This window comes from Mesorhizobium sp. B2-5-13, from assembly GCF_006440535.1.
GTDB classification, from domain to species: domain Bacteria; phylum Pseudomonadota; class Alphaproteobacteria; order Rhizobiales; family Rhizobiaceae; genus Mesorhizobium; species Mesorhizobium salmacidum.
Genome location: NZ_VFUI01000006.1, coordinates 167,173 through 186,423 on the forward strand (window position 1 = coordinate 167,173; position 19,251 = coordinate 186,423).

The window sequence follows — 19,251 nt, forward strand, 5'->3', positions numbered from 1 at the left end:
GTCACTCCGCCGGCACGGTGCGCTGCGGCAGCGCAAAGCCCATCTGCTTGCGCTTTTCCGGCCGCTTGCGCGTCAGCGCCAGCACCATGCCCATCGAGATGGCGATGGCGATCTGCGAGGAGCCGCCATAGGAGATGAAGGGCAGCGTCATGCCCTTGGCCGGCACCAGTTGCAGGTTGACGCACATGTTGATGACGGCCTGCAAGCCGAACACGGTGACCAGACCGCCGACGGCATAGCGGGTGAAGTCGTCATGCTCCTTGAGCGCCGTGTTGAGACCGCGCAGCACGATGAAGGCGAAGATCGACATGATGAAGAAGCACATGATCAGCCCGAACTCCTCGCCCGCGACCGAGAAGACGAAGTCGGCATGGCTGTCGGGGATGACCCGTTTGACGGTGCCCTCGCCCGGCCCGACGCCGAACCAGCCGCCATTGATCAGCGCATCGCGGCCCATGTCGACCTGGAACGTGTCGCCTTCGCCGGTGAGGAACTTGTCGATGCGCAGCGCGACGTGCGGAAACACCGTATAGGCGGCGAAGACGCCGCCGACGCCGGCGGCTCCCAGCACGATGATCCAAAGCCATGGCAGTCCCGCCATGAAAAACATAATGCCCCAGGTGCCGGTGGTCAGCATGGTCTGACCAAGGTCCGGCTGCGCTACCAGCAGCGACACGACCAAGACCAGGAGCAGCATGGCGAACAGATTGCCGGGGATGTCGGGCTGGCGCTTGTGTTCGGCGAACAGCCAGGCGCACATGATGACGAAGGCCGGTTTGAGGAATTCCGAAGGCTGGATCGACAGGCCGGCGAGCGACACCCAGCGGCGCGCGCCCTTCACCTCGACGCCGACATAGAGCACCGCCACCATCAGCACCAGCATGAGGCATAGCATGATCAGCGACATGCGCCGGATCTGCCTGGAATCGAGGAAGGAGACCGCCAGCATCACGCCGAGCGCAGGCACGGTGAAGATGATCTGTCGGGTGGCGAAATGGAAACTGTCGAGGCCGATGCGTTCGGCGACCGCGGGGCTTGCCGCGAAGGACAACACGATGCCGAGCCCCATCAGCGACAGGAACGCCGCCAGGAACCAGCGATCGATGGTCCACCACCAGGTTGCGACCGGACTTTTGTCGAGACGGCTCTGCATTATCGTGCCCCTCCGATGGGTTTGACACCATCTATAGCGCTCGCAGCTTGCCTGAAGGCTTCGCCGCGGACCTCGAAATTCTTGAACTGGTCGAAACTGGCGCAGGCCGGCGACAACAGCACCACTGCCTCGCCGCTGTCGTCTTTGGCTGCGTCATGCGCGGCGTGCTCGACCGCGGCGGCCAGCGTGCCCGAGATCTCATAAGGCACGGCCTCGCCGAGCGTCGCCGAAAAGGCGGGTGCGGCCTCGCCGATCAGATAGGCCTTGGCGATGCGCGGGAAGAAGCCGCGCAGCGGCTCGATGCCACCTTCCTTCGGCAGGCCGCCGGCGATCCAGTAGATGCGGCTGAAGCTGGACAGCGCGGGTGCCGCGGCATCGGCATTGGTCGCCTTGGAATCGTTGACGAACAGCACATGGTCCTTGCGGCCAACCTGCTCCATGCGATGGGCGAGACCCGGAAAGCTTTCCAGTCCGGACTGGATCTCGCCGAGGTCGAGCCCGACCTTGAGGCAGGCGGCGACGGCGGCTAGAGCGTTCTGCGCATTGTGCTGGCCACGCAGCGAGCCGATGCCTTCGAGGAAGGCGACCCGGCTGTAGCGGCCATGCACGGCCTCCATCATGTTGGTGCCGTCGGCGAAATAGCCGTCGGTCAGCGGCAGACGCTTGGAAATGCGGATGACCTGCCGCCCTGCCCGCTCCAGCCGATCGGCGATCTGCGCGCACCAGGAATCGTCGATGCCGATGATCGCCGTCTCGCTGCCTGCCACCAGCCGCTCCTTGATCGAGGCGTAGTGCTGCATGGTGCCGTGGCGGTCGAGATGGTCGGGCGTCAGATTGAGCAGGATACCGGCCGTCGGATTGATCGAGGGCGCAAGGTCGATCTGGTAGGACGAGCATTCGACCACGTAGTGGCGATCGGGCTTCGGCGGATCGAGCGTCATCACCGCGCGGCCGATATTGCCGCCCATCTGCGTGTCGCGTCCGGAGGCCTTGAGAATATGCGCCGTCAGCGCGGTCGTTGTCGACTTGCCGTTGGTGCCGGTGATGGCGATGAAGGGAGCATCCGGCGAACGCTGCGTCCGCTCCCTGCAGAACAACTCGATATCGCCGATGACCTCGACGCCCGCCCCGCGCGCCAATTCCACGGTCCAGTGCGGCTTGGGATGGGTCAGCGGCACGCCGGGCGACAGCACGAAGGCGGAAAACCCAGCCCAGTCGGCGCCACGCAGATCGCCAGTGGCGATACCGGTGGCGGCCGCCTTGGCGACACTGTCGGGATTGTCATCCCAGGCCAGCACCTCAGCGCCGCCCTCGATCAGCGCGCGCGCCGTGGCGATCCCCGAGCCGCCGAGCCCGAAGAGCGAAACACGCTTGCCTGCGAAGGATGCGGCGGGGATCAAATGGCGGCCTATCTGAGCTTGAGGGTGGAGAGGCCGACCAGCGCCAGGATGACGGCGATGATCCAGAAGCGGATCACCACCTGGCTTTCGGTCCAACCGAGCTTTTCAAAATGATGATGGATCGGCGCCATCAGGAACACGCGCTTGCCGGTCATCTTGAAGTAGCCGACCTGGATGATGACCGAGAGGATTTCGACCACGAACAGGCCGCCGACGATGACGAGCACGATCTCGTGCTTGGTGGCGACCGCGACCGTGCCGATCAGACCGCCCATGGCGAGCGACCCGGTGTCGCCCATGAAGATCGCCGCGGGCGGCGCGTTGAACCAGAGGAAGCCGAGGCCGGCGCCGATGACCGCGCCAAGCACGACCGCCAGTTCACCGGTGCCGGGCACGAAATGGATCTGCAGATATTCGGCGAACACCGCGTTGCCCGAGAGATAGGCGATGACGCCGAAGGACGCCGCCGCGATCATGATCGGCACGATCGCCAGACCGTCGAGGCCGTCGGTCAGATTCACCGCATTGCCGGCGCCGACGATGACGAAGCAGGAGAACGGAATGAAGAACCAGCCGAGGTTGATGATGAATTCCTTGGCGAAGGGGAAGGTCAGCGACGACGAGAACGGCGCCTGGCCATTGTGCATGATCGCCCAGGCGGCGATGCCGGCGATAATGAATTCCAACGCAAGCCGCGCCTTGCCGGAGAAGCCGAGATGCGACTGCTTCGTCACCTTCAGATAATCGTCGTAGAAGCCGATCAAGCCGAAGCCGAGTGTCACCAACAGCACCACCCAGACATAGATGCTCGACAGGTTCGCCCACAAAAGCGACGAGCCGATGATGCCGGACAGGATCATCAGGCCGCCCATGGTCGGCGTGCCCGCCTTCTTGAAATGGGTCTGCGGCCCGTCGGCGCGGATCGGTTGACCCTTGCCTTGCCTGAGCCGCAGCGAATTGATGATGGTCGGCCCGAAGATGAAGACGATCAGCGCCGAGGTGATCAGCGCGCCGCCGGTGCGGAACGTGATGTAGCGGAAGACATTGAAGACAGAGACCTTGTCCGCGAAATCGACCAGCAGTGTGAACATGCGCTTTCGTTCCCCGACTAGGTCTGGTTACTGGTTATCGTCTTGGCCGGGAATTTGCCCAGCAGCGCATCGACCAGTTTTGCAAAACCGATGCCCTTCGACGATTTGATCATCACCACGTCGCCCGGCTTCAGCGCGGCGAGCAGCACCGGCTTCAACTCCTCGACGCCGGCGCGGTATTCCGTCCTGATATCGCCCGGCAGCGCTTCCGCCAGCGACCGCATTTCCGGCCCGCCGAGAAAGACTGTCCGCGTGCCCGTGCCGACGATGAGATCGGCAAGAGCGGCATGCAGCTTGGCCGAGTGGTCGCCGAGCTCCAGCATGTCGCCAAGCACGGCGATGCGCCTGCCCTCGCCCGTCACCGGCGTCGCATTGAGCAGCGCCATGGCGGCCGCCATCGAGGCCGGATTGGCGTTGTAGCTCTCGTCGATCAGCGTGATTTGGCCACCGGGCTGGTCCGAAGCCGAGCCACCGGGCTGGCCCGAAGTCGAGCCGCCGGGGTGCCGCAGCACGTGGCGCTTGCCGCGCCCGCGCTCGGCCGAGAGATCGGCCAGCGCCAATGCAACCTTGTCGAGATCGGCGCCAATCAGATGCGCGGCGCCAAGCACCGCCAGCACGTTCTGCACCATGTGCCGGCCGGGAGCTCCGATACGGGCGATCATATCGTGGCCGCTGATCCTGGCGGCGATGTCGGAATGATCGGCATGCAACTCGCACTTGACCAGCTTGAAGGTCGAGCGAGCATTCTCGCCGAAGCCATAGACATGCTCGACGCCGGCAGCCTGTGCCATCTTGTCCAGCAGCTTGAAACGCGCATCGTCGCGGTTGAGCACCGCGGCACCGTCGGGCTCCAGACCCTCGAAAATCTCGGCCTTGGCCTTGGCGATCTCGTCCAGATTGCGAAAGAAGCCAAGATGCGCGGCCGCGATCATGGTGACGATGGCGACATGCGGCCGCACCATCTTCACCAGCGGCCGTATCTCGCCGGGATGGTTCATGCCGATCTCGAACACGGCATAGTCGCAGTCAGCCGGCATGCGCGCCAGGGTCAGCGGCACCCCCCAATGGTTGTTGAAGGACTGCGCCGAGGCATGCACCTTGCCAACGGCCGAAAGCACGTGGCGAAGCGCCTCCTTGGTTGTGGTCTTGCCCGCGGAGCCGGTCACCGCAATGATCCTGGCCTGCGAGCGGGCGCGCGCCGCGACACCGAGCTTTTCGAGCGCAACCAGCACGTCCTCGACGACGATGATCGGCGCCGTCAGCCGGCCAAGAGACGGCAACTTGCCTTCCGCCACCACCAGCACGCCGGCGCCGGCCTTGATGGCGGCGGTGACAAAGTCATGGCCGTCCATCGCCTCGCCCTTGATGGCGAAGAAGGCCTCGCCCGGCTGCAGGCTGCGACTGTCGATCGAAATGCCCGATATGCCTTCGGGCATGGGGCCGAGCGGCCGCCCGTCCGTGGCGGCAACGAGCGCTTCGGATGTCCACAGCAAACTCATGCGGCACGCTCCCTGAGCGCGGCGCGCACTTCCTCATGGTCGGAAAAATGCAGGGTTTCAGAGCCGATCGTCTGGCCTTCCTCATGGCCCTTGCCGGCCACGATCAGCGTGTCACCGGCATGCAGCATGCCGACAGCCTCGTGGATTGCCTTGCGCCGGTCGCCGATCTCGATGGCACCGGGCGCGGCGGCGAGAATGGCGGCGCGGATGGTCTCGGGCACTTCGGAGCGCGGATTGTCGTCGGTGACGATGACGACATCGGCGAGCCGGGTCGCGATCTCGCCCATGATCGGTCGTTTTCCCCGGTCACGATCGCCACCGCAGCCGAACACGACCATCACGCGCCCGGTGGTGAACGGACGCACCGAGGACAGAACATTCTCCAGCGCATCGGGCTTGTGGGCGTAATCGACATAGACCGGCGCGCCGCTCGCCGTGGAGCCGACCAGGTCTAGCCGGCCCGGCGCGCCTTTCAATTTCTCCAATGCCGCCAAGGCTTTGGCGACAGGTGTTCCTGTGGAAATGGCAAGCCCCGCCGAAACCAGCGCATTCGCTATCTGGAAATCGCCGGCGAGCGGCAGGTCGATCTCGTGGATCACACCGTCGGCCTCGACCTCGGCACGCTGGCGATGACGCTCATGCTCGACCCGCTTCAGCCTGAGGAAATCGCCATGGCGGCCGACCGTCAGCACGTCGAGCCCAGCGGCCCGCGCCGCCTTTATCGTCGGTTCCGACCACGGATCGTCGGCGAAGACAACGGCCGGTGCGCCCTTCGGCAGCAGCGTGTCGAACAGGCGCAATTTGGCGCGATGATAATCCTCGATCGTCGGGTGGTAATCCATGTGGTCGCGGCCGAGATTGGTGAAGCCGCCAGCCGAGAGCTTCACCCCATCGAGGCGCCGCTGGTCGAGCCCATGGCTGGAGGCCTCCATCGAGGCGTGGGTAACGCCGGCATCGGCCAATTCCCTCAACAACTGGTGCAGGGCGATCGGATCGGGTGTCGTCAGCGAACCATATTCGTTGCGGCTGGGCGCAACCACGCCGGTGGTGCCGATCGAGGCGGCTGCGTATCCCGCCTGCTCCCATATCTGCCTGGTGAAGGCGGCGACCGACGTCTTGCCGCTGGTACCGGTCACGGCGACCATGGTTTGCGGCTGTCTGCGGAAGTAGCGGGCGGCACTCAACGCCAGTGCCAGGCGCGGATCATCGACCGCCAGCACCGGAACCGGCAAATCGGCAAGGGCGCTGCCCGCGACGATCGCGGCAGCGCCACGCCGGGCCGCGTCGGCGGCGTAGCTGGCGCCATCGGCCCTGGTGCCGGCAAGCGCGAAAAAGAGGACGCCCGGTTTTACCTGGCGGGAATCCGACGAGATGCCGGAAACCTCCAGATCGGCGGAAGCTGTTCCTTCGACTGGCAGGATACCGGCTAGATCTTTGAGCTTCATCGAGTCCCGTTCACCGCAACAAAATAGCGCGCAGTTGCCGGCGCGCCCCAAGAATCACTGATAGGAAACCAGCGTTGCACCATTTTCATGGCTGAAATCTGGCTTCACGCCAAGCATGGCGGCTGCACGCCTGATGATATTGCCTGCCATTACCCCTGCATTGTTGGCCGCAACGTCGGTCATCCCGGGCTTTTCCGGATGCGGGGCGTCGGCGATCGTGAACACCAGATATTGCGGATCGTCCATAGGGAAGGCGGCGACAAAGGTGTTGAAATTCAACTCCTTCGAGTAACGGCCATTGATGACCTTCTCGGCCGTTCCGGTCTTGCCGCCGACGCGGTAGCCGGGAACCCGGGCGTTTCTGGCCGAACCCTTCTCGGCGTTGAGCGAATAGAGGTAGCGCATGCCCTCGACAGTTTTTTCGGCAACCACTTTCTTGGCCGCCGCCATCGCATCCTCTTGGCTGCGGACCAGGAATGTCGGCTGCATCAGGAATCCGCCATTGACCAGCGCCGCGCAGCCGACAGCCGCTTGCAGCGGCGTCGTCGACACGCCATGGCCGAAGGCAATGGTGAACGAATTGACCTGCTTCCAGACCTTCGGCTCGGTCGGGCGGGCAACTTCGGGCAGTTCGGTCTGCATCTTCTCCAGAATGCCGAGGCGATGCAGGAATTCGCGATGCGCCTCGATGCCGACCAGCTCGGCCTCCCTGGCCGACCCGATATTGGAGGAATAGAGGAACACCTCCGGCAACGACAGCACGCGGTTCTTGCCGTGGAAATCGTGAATGGCCTGGTGGCCGACCCGGATTGGATGCGAAGCGTCGAAGCGGCTCGACATCGTCGCCTTGCCGGAATCGAGCGCCATGGCCGAGGTGAAGCTCTTGAACGTCGAGCCCATCTCATAGAGTCCCGCCGACATCCGGTTGAGCCGGTCCTTGTCTTGCGCATTGTATGGATTGTTCGGATCGAAATCCGGCACCGACGCCATGGCGACCACTTCGCCGGTCTTGACGTTGAGCACGACGGCGCCAGCCCCCATGGCGCGATAGCGTTCCAGGCCGGCGGCGATCTCGTCGCGCACCACATGCTGGACGCGCAGATCGATCGAAAGCTTGACCGGTCTGAGATCCTTCGCCACCGCCAGGCCCGACGCCTGCAGGTCGCTCAGGCCCTGCTCATCGATATATTTCTCCATGCCGGAGATGCCCTGGTTGTCGATGTTGGTCAGGCCGACAATGTAGGATGAGGTTTCGCCGCTCGGATAAAAACGCCGCTTTTCGGTGCGGAAGCCAAAACCGGGAATGCCGAGCTGCATAATGTCGGCCTGCTGCTTGGGCGTCAGCTGCCGCTGCAGCCAGACGAAGCCGGCGCCGCTCTTCAGCTTGTGATAGGTCTGCTCATAGTCGATCTCGGGCAGCACCGTCGACAGCTTCTCGATCGCCTCGTCGGCATCGACGATGCGGCGCGGCTCGGCGAACAGCGACGCTGTCTTGATGTCGGTGGCCAGCACTTCGCCGTTGCGATCGACAATGTCGGGACGTGACGCGGTCACCCGGCTTTGCGGACCGCCCGACAGGTCGGGTGTCTGGAAACCGAGATAGACCAGCCGTCCGGATATAGTCGAGAAAATGCCGAAGAATACCGCCATCGTCATCACGATGCGCGCCTTGCCCTTGCCGCCGGTCGCCTTGCGGGCGCCTTCGACCACGATCGACCCGTCCTCGCCCGTCCTGGCGCGGCCTACCGTGGCGAAGCGTTTCAGCAGTTTGCCGATCATTGGGCGATGTCTCCGGTCACGACGGGATCCTTGTCGCCCAAGGGCGCCTTGTCGGAATTGTCGGCCATGGCGCCCTGGCGCCCGTTCAGGATGTCCTGGATGTCGAGGGCCTTGGCCGGCAGGTCGCCCAGGCCCACGATCTGCCGGGCACTGACCGGCTCCAACGCGAGCTGCGATTTGTAGAGCTCGGCGAGCTTCTGCAGCCGCGACGGCTGGGTGAGCAGGCTCCAGTCGGCCTTGAGAAGGTCGATCGTGTCCTCCTCGTAACGTATCTCGGCATGGATCTTCTGCACGGCCGCCAACTGGTCCTCGGCCTCGCGCTTGGCCTTGTAGGTCAGGGCGGCGGCCGAAACCATGACGGCGATCAGGACAATATCGCTGGTACGAAACACGTGCTTACCTCTCCCCCGGCCGGTCGATGCCAGGAAGTTTTGGAAGACCGAAGATCGAGAAATCGCCGCTGCGCGCCGGAGCCTCGGTGCGGATCGCCGCACGCAGTCTGGCCGAGCGGGCGCGCGGGTTGGCCGCAACCTCGGCGTCGCCTGCCGTCACGCCGCCACCAGCCTTGCGGAAAGTCGCGGTGCGCGCCTGCGCCTCCGGCATGTGGCGCGAGCCGGTCATGGCGTCGGCGCGGTCGGCGATGAAACGCTTGACGATGCGGTCTTCCAGCGAATGGAACGTCACCACGACAAGGCGGCCGCCGGGCTTCAGCGCGCGTTCGGCCGCGAACAGTGCCCTGGCCAATTCACCAAGCTCGTCATTGACGAAGATGCGCAGCGCCTGGAAGACGCGCGTCGCCGGATGAATCTTGTCCTTCGGCGCGCGGCCGATATGCGTCTCGATCGCGTCGGCGAGTTCCAGCGTTCGCTCGAACGGGCGTTTTTCCCGGCGCGCCTCGATCATGCGGGCGATACGGCCGGCGTGACGCTCCTCGCCGAGGAAGCCGAAGATGCGGGCAAGGTCGCCCGGCTTGAAACTGTTGACGACATCGGCGGCGCTCAGTCCCGCCTGCGCCATGCGCATGTCGAGCGGTCCGTCGTTGCGGAAGGAAAAGCCGCGCTCGGCCTGGTCGAGCTGCATCGAGGAGACGCCGATGTCGAGCACGACGCCGTCGGCGCTTTCGACGTGTTCGTCGAGCGTCGAGAACGGCGCCTGCACGAGCCGCAGCCGGCCCCCGGACCGCGCCTCGAGGTCGCGGCCGGCCGCGATGGCATCCGGATCGCGGTCGATGGCAACGGCGGACGCGCCGGCCGCCAGGATGGCCTTGGTGTAGCCGCCGGCGCCGAACGTACCGTCGATGATGATGTCGCCCTCTGCCGGCGCCAGCGCTTCCAGCACTTCGCCAAGGAGGACCGGAATGTGGCGGACCGATCCGCCAACGGCGTTGATATCATCGCCGTGGCCCACCGTCATTCCGGTCGCTCCCCAGCCTTGGCCTCGTGAGCCTTCGTCCCCTGCCGAAGCTGCAAAAGCCTGGCCCGCGCCTGCGCTCCATAGGTCGCAAGCCGTCCCGGCTCCCAGATTTGAAAGAAATTGCCGCGCCCGACAAAGGCCACCTCCGCCGAGATGCCGGCATGCTCGCGAATGAAATCGGTCATGGTGATGCGGCCGTCCTGGTCGAGTTTCAGGAATGCGCCGTCGCCATGGCAGAAGAACGACATGTCGTCCGCAGTCTGCAGGAACGGGTCTTCCCGCGCGATGCGCTGCTCGTAGCGGTCGAGCAGATCGAGCCCGCCGACATCCATCGCCGGCAGGTCCAGGCAGCGCAGCGCGTAGAGCTCCGAATAGCCGCGCTTCTGCACCACGGCACGAAAATGCGCGGGAACGGACACCCGCCCCTTCGCATCGATCCTGCTCACCGTGTTCGACAGAAACCGGTCCATCACACGTTGCGGCCGCTTGCGCCGCCGCACCCCTCTTCATCGTGTCGCACGCGCCACCGCCGCGCATTGCCTGCCCCGCACCCACCTCGTCCACACGGGCGAAAACCGGCAAACGCGCAGCCGCCGCGGCTGCCCGATTGGCGTGCGCTCTACCCTGACGCGGAACGAAGGCTTTGATGTCTGGATGGGATATCATGGGGCACTATGGGCGTCAACGGGAATAGGCTTCTCAAACACGCGCATCATGCCGACGAAAAAGGCTTAGACAGCACGTCTCGTCTTTATGGTCTATTAAGCCTAACGAACCGTTTAGAGCCTGCCTGGCCCAACTTGAGGCGGCTTGCCGCGAGCCGCGGCCGGGCATAGCGTCTCGCCCTTCTCACCGAACACCAAGGGATTTGAAATCGATGTCTGAAACTGCGAAGTCGCGCGCTGCAGCCCTTCCCCATTTGCGTCGCGGCGGGTTTGCCATGGGCGATTCCATTCCCCTGCCCCTGACCATGGCCGCCATTTTCCATGCTCCGGGCGATGCCACCGGCTTCAACCAGTACGGCCGCTTCAGCAACCCGACCTGGGATGCCGTCGAACACATGTTGTCTCATTTGGAAGACGCGCCTTGCGTCGGTTTTCCCTCGGGGATGGCGGCGATCTCGGCGGCATTCTTTGCCGTGCTCAAGGCCGGCGACCATATCCTGCTGCCTTCGGACGGCTATCATACCACCAGGGCGCTGGCCGATCGTTTCCTGAAGCCGCTCGGCGTCACCTACGATGTCAGACCGACATCGACTTTCCTCGACGGCGGCTTCGATGGCTACCGCCTGGCCTTCGTCGAAACGCCAGCCAATCCGGGGCTGGACATCTGCGATATCGCAGCTGTCGCCGAAGCCGTTCACAAGGCCGGCGCGCTGCTGGTGGTCGACAACACGACGATGACGCCCTTCGGCCAGCGCCCTCTCGATCACGGCGCCGATATCCTTGTCGCCGCCGACACCAAGGCGCCCAATGGCCATTCCGACGTGCTGTTCGGCCATGTCGCCAGCCGCAATGCGGATATCATCGCCGCCGTGACCGGCTGGCGCGAGGTCTCGGGCAGCATCCCCGGGCCATTCGAAGCCTGGCTGGTGCATCGCGGCCTGGAAACACTCGATGTGCGCTTCGACCGTATGTGCTCATCGGCGGAAGTGATCGCGCGGCGCCTGCAGGGGCATCGGGCGATCACCGGCCTGCGCTATCCCGGACTGGACGGCGATCCCTCGCACAATCTTGCCCGCGCCCAGATGGAGCGCTTCGGCTTCCTCATCTCCTTCGAACTCGCTTCCGAGCAGAAAGCCGAGGATTTCATCAACAATTGCAGCCTGATGCAGGCCGCGACCTCCTTCGGTGGCGTCCACACTTCGGCTGAGCGGCGGCTTAAGCGAGGCGATGCGGTTCCGGCCGGCTTCGTTCGCTTGTCGGTAGGCTGTGAGCCCGTGGAAGAACTCTGGAAGGCGATCGAGGCCTCGCTGGGCAGGATCAGCGGCTGACAAATCGACAAGCGGTTCAGTGTTTGATAGACTCACTGAACCGCTCTAACTCTTTGTCTCTACGCAATTCCGCAAGGGAAAGCGCTACGCGCTTTTCCCGGGAAAGGCGCTACGCGCTTTCCTGGAATCGCTCTACGAGCCGAGGTCATCGGCTTCGATGTTGCGACGACCATGCAGCACGCGAAGAATTTCGATCGCATCACCGCCGACCGGTACAAGGTGAGATATTCGCCGACAATCAGATGGCGGATACCCGGCGCTATGTCGTCGCGCGGCGCACCTGAGAAGGGATGCAAGGTCAGCAAATCCCAACGTCTTTCCAGCGCATCCACGAGGCGAACAGCAGCGCCGCGCCGTTGGATCAGAAGCTGCACCCATGGGTGCAACCTTCCTAGATGTAGCGGAGAGAAACTGCCAGCTGGCCTGTAAGCCGGGTTTTGTATGGCCCTCGCCCCTTGCGAGACGAGAACGTGGCGGCCATTCATCTTGGGCGCATGTTGCCATGCGCCTCACGCAACCTACCCGGACGGTGAGCTGGAAACAGCCCTCGAGAGTTTCCCCTCGCACCGCCCCTATTCGGTCTTGCTCCCGGTGGGGTTTACCGTGCCGCTCCTGTTGCCAGTCGCGCGGTGGGCTCTTACCCCACCCTTTCACCCTTACCCCGACAAAGTCGTGGCGGTTTGCTTTCTGTGGCACTTTCCCTGGGGTCGCCCCCGCCGGCCATTAACCGGCACCGTGTCTCCATGGAGCCCGGACTTTCCTCACCCGCGGCCTTTCGGCGTTTGCGGGTGCGGCCGCCCGGCCAGCTGGCAGGGCGTATAAAGGGGTTCACACCACAAAACGCAACCGAAAAAGCCGGTCGTGACCGGTTCTTGTCAAGCCGGCGCGCCGACGGCCGCCAACTGAACCTTGACCTTGCTGCAGTAAGCCGCCGAAACCGGGTTCATCCGGGTGGCGCCATGGCCGGCATTGTATTTCAGGATCGTGCCGCAGGTCGTGCCACCGCCGAGGTCGCGCGCCATGGCGAGGTACTTCATGCCGTATTTGATGTTGGTGTCGGGATCGAACAGGCCTTTGGCCGACCCGCTGTAACCCATCATGCGCGCGGTTGCCGGCTTGATCTGCATCAGGCCGATCTCGCCGGCGCCGCCGACCATGTTCGGCCGGTAGTTGCTTTCGATCTGGATCACGGCGTTGGCCAGCGACACCGGAACGCCGTAGCTCGCCGCATAGCGGGCGACAATCGCGGAATACTGGCCGCCGCTCGTCACTGCCGCGGTCGCCGCAGCGACGTTGCTGAGACCGATCGATGCCGTCGTCGTCATGTCCACGGTTTTGCGACCGCGCTTTGTCTGCCTCTTGGCAGAGGATTTCCTTGCCTTGGTCCAGCTTGCCTTTTCCACTTTCGCGGAAGCGTGCTTCGTCGTCGCCTTAGCACTCTTGCTGCTTTTGGCCGAAATGGCCTTGCCTTTGGCGGGTGCCGCGACGAAGCCCTGGTCGGCCCGCGGGCTGAACGGCGCGGCGTCGGCCGCACCGAAGGCAAAACTCATTACGCCGGCAGCAAGAGCTGCCGTTAAAACCGTCAATTTCTGCATGTGATCCTGTTCTGTTGGGACCGCGCGAAGATCTTCGCGTGGCATCGCTTGATCAATATCGGAACACCCGAGGGGCTGGACGTCCGACAAACTGTACGAAAGGCCCTTTGAAGCCCGATTTGGCGCCAATAAAGGCGGGGCAAGTCACTTTAAGTGACAGTTTGTAACTTTAGGGCCAGGGAAGATTACTTCAATCAGGAATTGACCCAGGGTCAACTCCTGACGGAAGCAAGCAGCTTCTGCAGTGTGCGCATCGTCGAGCCGTCGGCAACTCCGTCGATCCGGCGCGGCCGGAAATGCCGTTGGAAGGCCTCGACCACGACCCGTGTCCGATCGTCAAAAACGCCCGATATCTCGACACCATAGCCATAGAGCGACAGCATCGACTGCAGTGTCTCGACATCGGCACCGCGGTCGCCGGGCTTCAGCGCGGCTCCGCGCCTGACGGGAGAGGCTGGCACGAGATGGCCGACCCCTGCCTTGAACAGCGCGGCCCATGGAAACTTCTCGCCGGGATCAATCTTGCGGCCCGGCGCCACATCGGAGTGCGCCAGCACCCGCTCGGCGCCGATCGCATGCCGCGCGGCAATCCCCTTGCACAGCTCGATGACCGCCGTGATCTGACGTTTCGGAAAGCCGGGATAGCCCAGTGAATGGCCCGGATTGACGATTTCGATGCCGACCGAGCAGGAATTGATGTCGGTGCGTCCGAACCAGGAACTCTGGCCGGCATGCCAGGCGCGGTCGCTTTCCCGGACCATCTGCACGATATGGCCATTCTCATGGACAAGATAATGCGACGAGACTTCACTCGCCGGGTCGCACAGCCAGGCTTCGGCCCCGGTACCACTCGCCATACCGGTATAGTGCAGCACGATCATGTCGGGCTTCTGCGCGTCGCGCCTTGGCCCGAAATTCGGCGATACCCTGACCTCGGCGCTCGGCTCGTCGGGCAGGAAGCCGGTCATGCGTGCCGCAGGCCCCGCTCGATCATCTCATAAGCGGCGTTGATCGCCGCGACCCTGGTCGTCGCGATCTTGATGAATTCCTGCGGCAACCCGCGCGCGATCAACCGATCCGGATGGTTGTCCGACACCAGCTTGCGATAGCGTTTTCTAACCTCCTCGAACGGCTTGCCGCGCTCGATGCCGAGCACGACATAGGGGTCGCCTGCGCCAAGATTGACGTGCCGCGCCAAGATCGATTCGTAATGCGTCTCATCGATGCGGAAGATCTCGGCGATACGATGCAGGAAGATGCCTTCGCGCTCATGCACCAGCCCATCGGCCTTGGCGATGTGGAACAGGCCGTCGAGTATGTCTTCCAGCATCACGCAATTGGAGTGCCCGGAGCCGCAGAGCTGCGCCATGCGCTCGGCATAGGTTTCGAAACCGGCCACGTCCCGCTGGGCGAGATCGAACAGCCGCGCAACGTTGCGCGTCTCTTTCGGCGGCACTTCGAAGATTTCCTGAAAGGCGCGTACCTCATCCTGGGTGACGATGCCGTCGGCCTTGGCCATCTTGGCCGAAAGCGCGATCATCGCCACCGAGAAGGCGACGCGGCGGCGCAAGTCGGCGTCGCCGGAAAAAACCGTGCGCACAGCCTCGACCACATCGGCGACACCAGAGGTGGTTGAAGACGAAACCCGCGTGATGAAGTCGCCGAGGCGGTCCCAAATCGACATGGCCCGCTTCATAGAGCCAACCGATCCCCGCTATCAAGTCAATAACAGCCATCTGTCGGGTCTGTGAACGAGAGGCGCATTGCCGGTGCCTATGCGAGAAAGGCCGGCGTAGAGCCGGCCTCTCTCCCAAGGCACTTACTGCTTACAAACTACTGCGCGGGCGCAGGAGCAGGCGTTGCCGGAGCCGGCTCGGCAGGCTTGGTCGAATTGTCAGCCGGAGCCGCGGGCTTCATCGGCTGCTCGGCAGGCGGCGGATTGGTGCTCTGCGTTGTGGTGTTGTCGGTGCCTGTGCCGCTGTCGCTGCAGGCCGCGACGCCCAGCAGGGCAAGGGCGGACAGGGAAGCAAGAACGAGCTTTTTCATTACATCTCTCCTTCGACACACGTTCACGTTGCGGTGAACGGTCGAGACACAAATGCCCGAGATTGCCATGGGTTTCGTAACGTTGCATTTCCACCCGTAACATCAATGGCATGCAAGCGTTATTGCTGCCGGCGCTTCGGCGCTTTAACAACGACACCGGAAATGGAATACCGGAGACAGCCGCATGACCGCGAAATGGGATTTCTGGATCGATCGCGGCGGCACCTTCACCGATATTATCGGCCGTGACCCGCAAGGTGGGCTGCATCCGCGCAAGCTGCTGTCTGAGAATCCCGAAGCCTATGCCGACGCCGCCATTCAAGGCATTCGCGACCTGCTCGGCCTTGACACGGTCGCCGCGATCCCGTCCGGCCTGATCGGCGACATCAAGATGGGAACCACGGTGGCCACCAACGCCCTTCTGGAACGCAAGGGCGACCGCGTCTTGTTGCTCATTACCAGGGGGTTTCGCGATGCGCTCAGGATAGCCTACCAGGCACGACCCGACATTTTCGCCAAGGAGATCATCCTCCCCGAGCAACTCTACGAGCGCGTCATCGAGATCGACGAGCGTGTGCTCGCCGACGGCTGCGTCGAACGGTTGCTCGACATATCAGCTTGCCGGCCGGCCATAGAACAAGCGAAAGCCGATGGCATCGATGCCGTTGCGATCGCCTTCATGCATGCCTGGAAATATCCTGATCACGAGAAGGCGGTGGCCAAGGTCTGCCGCAAGCTTGGTTTCGGCCAGGTCTCGGTCAGCCACGAGGTCTCGCCGCTGATCAAACTGGTCGGCCGCGGCGACACCGCGGTGGTGGATGCTTATCTGTCACCCATCCTCTCACGCTACGTACAACGGGTGGCGGGAGAACTGGGTGCGGCGGGAGAAAACGACGAATCCCCTCGCCTCATGTTCATGATGTCTTCTGGCGGCCTCACCGCCGCCGACATGTTCCAGGGCAAGGACGCGCTGTTGTCGGGCCCGGCCGGCGGCGTGGTCGGCATGGTCGAGACGGCGAAGCTCGCCGGTTTCGACAAGGTCATCGGCTTCGACATGGGCGGCACGTCCACGGACGTCGCCCACTATGACGGCGAGTATGAGCGTGCCTTCGACACCGAGGTCGCCGGCGTGCGTGTCCGCGCGCCGATGATGCGCATCCACACCGTCGCCGCCGGCGGCGGCTCGATCCTGCATTACGAGGCCGGCCGCTTCCGCGTCGGACCGGACTCCGCTGGTGCCAATCCCGGCCCCGCCGCCTACCGGCGCGGCGGCCCGCTGGCCGTCACCGATGCTAACGTCATGCTGGGCAAGCTGCGGCCCGATTTCTTCCCGTCGATCTTCGGCCCCGGCCAGGACGCGCCGCTCGACGCGGAAACCGTGCGCGCGAAATTCACGGCTCTTGCCGCCGGGATCGGTGACGGCCGCTCGGCGGAAGCGGTCGCCGAAGGCTTCGTCACCATCGCGGTCGAGAACATGGCCAATGCGATCAAGAAGATTTCCGTGCAGCGCGGCTACGACGTCACCGAATATCTCCTGAACTGTTTCGGCGGCGCCGGCGGACAGCACGCCTGCCTGGTCGCCGACGCGCTCGGCATGGAGGCGGTGCTGATCCATCCCTTCTCCGGCTTGCTGTCGGCCTATGGGATCGGCCTGGCCTCGATCTTTGCCTCGCGCCAGCAGGCGCTGCTGAAGCCTCTCGCCGAAGAATCCAGAACAGAAATCGGCGGCCTCATCGCCACCTTGAAAAAGGCGGTGATCGCGGAGTTGGCGGCGCAAGGCATCGCCGAGGGCTCGGTTTCCACCAGGCCCGTACTGCACATTCGCTATGACGGCACTGACACGGCACTGCCGGTGAATTTCGAGGCAGACTCGATCTTCCAGGCCAGGCGCGATTTCGAAATCGCCCACAAGGCACAATTCGGCTTCGTCTATGACGACAAGCCAATGATCGTCGAGACCGTCGGCGTCGAAGGCACCGAAACCGGCCAGACCAGCGCCGGGGCCTTTGCGCCTGCCGGACCTGCAAGGGTCAAGTCAGCCACTTCCGAGACCCGGCGCATCTACACGGAAGGCCGGTGGCGTGAAGCTGGCGTCTACCGTCGCGAGACCCTCGGACCGTCCAATCTGGTCGCCGGGCCCGCCATGATCATCGAGCCGAACCAGACCATCGTCGTCGAGCCGGGCTGGCAAGCCGAAATCACCAACCTCAATCACGTTGTCATACGCCGTACGGAAAAGAAAGCGCGCGCCGCTGCCCTTGGCACCGAGGCCGATCCGGTGATGCTCGAAGTCTTCAACAATCTCTTCATGTCCATCGCGGAGCAAATGGGCGTGACGCTGCAGAACACCGCCTACTCCGTCAACATCAAGGAAAGGCTCGATTTTTCCTGCGCCGTCTTCGACCACACCGGGGCGCTGGTCGCCAATGCGCCGCACATGCCGGTGCATCTCGGCTCCATGGACCGTTCAGTCGAAACCATCATCCGGCTGAACTCCGGCGACATTCATCCCGGCGACGTCTTTGCCTTGAACGCCCCCTATAATGGCGGCACGCATCTGCCCGACATCACCGTGGTGACGCCGGTCTTCGACGATGCCCGGAAAAGCATTCTCTTCTGGGCGGCCTCGCGCGGGCATCATGCCGACATTGGCGGCACCGCGCCGGGCTCGATGACGCCGCTCGCCACCACGGTCGACGAGGAAGGCGTGCTGTTCGACAATTTCCGCATCGTCGACCGCGGAAAATTCCGCGAAAAGGAGCTGCACACGCTACTCACGGACCACCGCTACCCAGCCCGCAACCCGCACCAGAACATCGCCGATCTGAAGGCACAGATCGCCGCCAACGAGAAAGGCGTGGCGGAACTTCGCAAGATGGTGGGGCATTTCGGCCTCGACGTCGTCGAAGCCTATATGGGCCATGTGCAGGACAACGCGGCCGAGAGCGTGCGCCGCGTGCTGGAGCGGCTGCCGGACACGTCGGAATATGAATATCCGACCGACACCGGCCAGGTCATCAAGGTGAAGATCACCGTCGACCGGCAAAAACGCGAGGCGACCGTCGACTTCACCGGCACGTCGCCTGTCATGAAGAACAACTTCAATGCGCCCGAGCCGGTCGCCCGTGCCGCCGTGCTCTACGCCTTCCGCGTCATGGTCGAGGACATGATCCCGATGAATGCGGGATGCCTCAGGCCGATCAATATCGTCATTCCCGACGGCTGCATGCTCAAGCCCACCTACCCTGCCGCCGTCGTCGCCGGCAATGTCGAGACCTCGCAGCACGTCACCAACGCCCTGTTCGGCGCCATGGGCGCGATGGCCAACGCGCAGGGCACGATGAACAACCTGACCTTCGGCAACAAGCAGTATCAGTATTACGAGACGATCTGCTCCGGCTCGCCGGCCGGCCATATGAACTCCGGCCGCGGCTTTGCCGGTACCTCCGGCGTCCACACCCACATGACCAATTCGCGCCTCACCGACCCGGAGGTGCTGGAACTGCGCTTCCCCGTGGTGCTGGAGGATTTTCACATCCGCCAGGGATCCGGCGGTAAGGGCAAATGGAACGCCGGCGACGGCACCAAACGCACCATTCGCTTCCTCGAGAAGATGGAATGCGCGATCCTGTCCTCGCACCGCAACCGCCCGCCGCAAGGGTTAGACGGCGGCGGCGACGGCGAGGTCGGCTCGACCAAGGTGCGCCGCAACGACGGCACGGTCGACGTGCTGAAGGCTTGCGATCAGACCGTGCTCGACGCCGGTGAGGCCGTCATCGTGACCACGCCGACGCCGGGCGGGTTCGGTACGCTGTAAAGAAGGCGTCAACAGGCTGT

General features: G+C 63.8%; 16 protein-coding genes and 1 other RNA gene. 3 read left to right on the plus strand and 14 right to left on the minus strand.

Going from position 1 to position 19,251, the window contains the following annotated elements:
* Position 1: 1 nt before the first annotated feature.
* From ftsW to mraZ, 9 genes are read right to left on the minus strand one after another with little or no spacing between them, the layout of a single operon-like run.
* Positions 2–1,153: a putative lipid II flippase FtsW gene (gene ftsW, locus FJ434_RS12940; RefSeq protein WP_140715825.1), complete on the minus strand. Its 1,152-nt coding sequence runs from the start codon at positions 1,151–1,153 to the stop codon at positions 2–4.
* Entirely contained in the window at positions 1,153–2,553 is a 1,401-nt protein-coding gene (murD, locus tag FJ434_RS12945; protein WP_140747482.1) for a UDP-N-acetylmuramoyl-L-alanine--D-glutamate ligase, read from the minus strand. The genes ftsW and murD overlap by 1 nt, the downstream gene beginning before the upstream one ends.
* A gap of 8 nt (positions 2,554–2,561) precedes the next feature.
* Positions 2,562–3,644 carry a phospho-N-acetylmuramoyl-pentapeptide-transferase gene (gene mraY / locus FJ434_RS12950; RefSeq protein WP_140502418.1) on the minus strand — a complete coding sequence of 361 codons (1,083 nt, stop codon included), beginning with the start codon at positions 3,642–3,644 and terminating at the stop codon, positions 2,562–2,564.
* Between the two features lie 17 nt (positions 3,645–3,661).
* Complete coding sequence (locus tag FJ434_RS12955; RefSeq protein ID WP_140747485.1) at positions 3,662–5,143, minus strand: UDP-N-acetylmuramoylalanyl-D-glutamyl-2,6-diaminopimelate--D-alanyl-D-alanine ligase; 1,482 nt, start codon at positions 5,141–5,143, stop codon at positions 3,662–3,664.
* Complete coding sequence (locus FJ434_RS12960) at positions 5,140–6,588, minus strand: UDP-N-acetylmuramoyl-L-alanyl-D-glutamate--2,6-diaminopimelate ligase (protein ID WP_140747488.1); 1,449 nt, start codon at positions 6,586–6,588, stop codon at positions 5,140–5,142. Before FJ434_RS12960 ends, FJ434_RS12955 begins: the two co-directional genes overlap by 4 nt.
* Before the next feature lie 54 nt (positions 6,589–6,642).
* The gene (locus FJ434_RS12965) at positions 6,643–8,367 is read right to left on the minus strand and encodes a penicillin-binding protein 2 (protein WP_140502413.1); all 1,725 of its coding nucleotides are present in this window, start codon (positions 8,365–8,367) and stop codon (positions 6,643–6,645) included.
* Positions 8,364–8,759 carry a hypothetical protein gene (locus FJ434_RS12970; protein WP_140502412.1) on the minus strand — a complete coding sequence of 132 codons (396 nt, stop codon included), beginning with the start codon at positions 8,757–8,759 and terminating at the stop codon, positions 8,364–8,366. Before FJ434_RS12970 ends, FJ434_RS12965 begins: the two co-directional genes overlap by 4 nt.
* 4 nt (positions 8,760–8,763) lie before the next feature.
* Positions 8,764–9,780, minus strand: coding sequence for a 16S rRNA (cytosine(1402)-N(4))-methyltransferase RsmH (rsmH, locus tag FJ434_RS12975; RefSeq protein WP_140747491.1), 1,017 nt, complete (start codon positions 9,778–9,780; stop codon positions 8,764–8,766).
* The gene (mraZ, locus tag FJ434_RS12980) at positions 9,777–10,250 is read right to left on the minus strand and encodes a division/cell wall cluster transcriptional repressor MraZ (protein WP_140747494.1); all 474 of its coding nucleotides are present in this window, start codon (positions 10,248–10,250) and stop codon (positions 9,777–9,779) included. Before mraZ ends, rsmH begins: the two co-directional genes overlap by 4 nt.
* A 407-nt stretch (positions 10,251–10,657) precedes the next feature.
* On the opposite strand from mraZ, the gene FJ434_RS12985 reads away from it, so the two are divergent.
* Positions 10,658–11,773 (plus strand): cystathionine gamma-lyase, encoded by a 1,116-nt coding sequence (locus tag FJ434_RS12985; RefSeq protein ID WP_140747497.1) that lies wholly within the window; start codon positions 10,658–10,660, stop codon positions 11,771–11,773.
* A 410-nt stretch (positions 11,774–12,183) separates the two neighbouring features.
* Here FJ434_RS12985 and rnpB read toward each other — a convergent pair.
* Both rnpB and FJ434_RS13000 read right to left on the minus strand, forming a co-directional pair.
* An RNA gene (rnpB, locus tag FJ434_RS12995) (RNase P RNA component class A) lies at positions 12,184–12,583 on the minus strand.
* Between the two features lie 65 nt (positions 12,584–12,648).
* Entirely contained in the window at positions 12,649–13,233 is a 585-nt protein-coding gene (locus FJ434_RS13000; RefSeq protein ID WP_246673663.1) for a transglycosylase SLT domain-containing protein, read from the minus strand.
* Here FJ434_RS13000 and FJ434_RS30220 point away from each other — a divergent pair.
* Entirely contained in the window at positions 13,154–13,372 is a 219-nt protein-coding gene (locus tag FJ434_RS30220) for a hypothetical protein (protein WP_246673665.1), read from the plus strand. The two genes, FJ434_RS13000 and FJ434_RS30220, sit on opposite strands and share 80 nt — an antisense overlap.
* Before the next feature lie 208 nt (positions 13,373–13,580).
* On the opposite strand, the gene FJ434_RS13005 is transcribed toward FJ434_RS30220, so the two are convergent.
* The 3 genes from FJ434_RS13005 to FJ434_RS13015 all read right to left on the minus strand — a co-directional run bounded on the left by FJ434_RS13005 (position 13,581) and on the right by FJ434_RS13015 (position 15,414).
* Positions 13,581–14,336: an N-acetylmuramoyl-L-alanine amidase gene (locus FJ434_RS13005; protein WP_140502405.1), complete on the minus strand. Its 756-nt coding sequence runs from the start codon at positions 14,334–14,336 to the stop codon at positions 13,581–13,583.
* Positions 14,333–15,052: a DnaJ family molecular chaperone gene (locus FJ434_RS13010; RefSeq protein ID WP_140502403.1), complete on the minus strand. Its 720-nt coding sequence runs from the start codon at positions 15,050–15,052 to the stop codon at positions 14,333–14,335. Before FJ434_RS13010 ends, FJ434_RS13005 begins: the two co-directional genes overlap by 4 nt.
* Positions 15,053–15,201: 149 nt before the next feature.
* A complete protein-coding gene (locus FJ434_RS13015) occupies positions 15,202–15,414 on the minus strand; it encodes a hypothetical protein (RefSeq protein WP_140502402.1) in 213 nt (70 codons plus the stop codon).
* 184 nt (positions 15,415–15,598) lie between these two features.
* On the opposite strand from FJ434_RS13015, the gene FJ434_RS13020 reads away from it, so the two are divergent.
* Positions 15,599–19,231 carry a hydantoinase B/oxoprolinase family protein gene (locus tag FJ434_RS13020; RefSeq protein ID WP_140747500.1) on the plus strand — a complete coding sequence of 1,211 codons (3,633 nt, stop codon included), beginning with the start codon at positions 15,599–15,601 and terminating at the stop codon, positions 19,229–19,231.
* Positions 19,232–19,251: the final 20 nt, after the last annotated feature.

Excerpts from the sequence above, each read along its gene's own strand:
- ftsW (WP_140715825.1), bottom strand. The coding sequence starts at position 1,153 with ATGCAGAGCCGTCTCGACAAAAGTCCGGTCGCAACCTGGTGGTGGACC.
- mraY (WP_140502418.1), bottom strand. The coding sequence starts at position 3,644 with ATGTTCACACTGCTGGTCGATTTCGCGGACAAGGTCTCTGTCTTCAAT.
- FJ434_RS12955 (WP_140747485.1), bottom strand. The coding sequence starts at position 5,143 with ATGAGTTTGCTGTGGACATCCGAAGCGCTCGTTGCCGCCACGGACGGG.
- FJ434_RS12960 (WP_140747488.1), bottom strand. The coding sequence starts at position 6,588 with ATGAAGCTCAAAGATCTAGCCGGTATCCTGCCAGTCGAAGGAACAGCT.
- FJ434_RS12965 (WP_140502413.1), bottom strand. The coding sequence starts at position 8,367 with ATGATCGGCAAACTGCTGAAACGCTTCGCCACGGTAGGCCGCGCCAGG.
- rsmH (WP_140747491.1), bottom strand. The coding sequence starts at position 9,780 with ATGACGGTGGGCCACGGCGATGATATCAACGCCGTTGGCGGATCGGTC.
- mraZ (WP_140747494.1), bottom strand. The coding sequence starts at position 10,250 with ATGGACCGGTTTCTGTCGAACACGGTGAGCAGGATCGATGCGAAGGGG.
- FJ434_RS12985 (WP_140747497.1), top strand. The coding sequence starts at position 10,658 with ATGTCTGAAACTGCGAAGTCGCGCGCTGCAGCCCTTCCCCATTTGCGT.
- FJ434_RS13005 (WP_140502405.1), bottom strand. The coding sequence starts at position 14,336 with ATGACCGGCTTCCTGCCCGACGAGCCGAGCGCCGAGGTCAGGGTATCG.
- FJ434_RS13010 (WP_140502403.1), bottom strand. The coding sequence starts at position 15,052 with ATGTCGATTTGGGACCGCCTCGGCGACTTCATCACGCGGGTTTCGTCT.
- FJ434_RS13015 (WP_140502402.1), bottom strand. The coding sequence starts at position 15,414 with ATGAAAAAGCTCGTTCTTGCTTCCCTGTCCGCCCTTGCCCTGCTGGGC.
- FJ434_RS13020 (WP_140747500.1), top strand. The coding sequence starts at position 15,599 with ATGACCGCGAAATGGGATTTCTGGATCGATCGCGGCGGCACCTTCACC.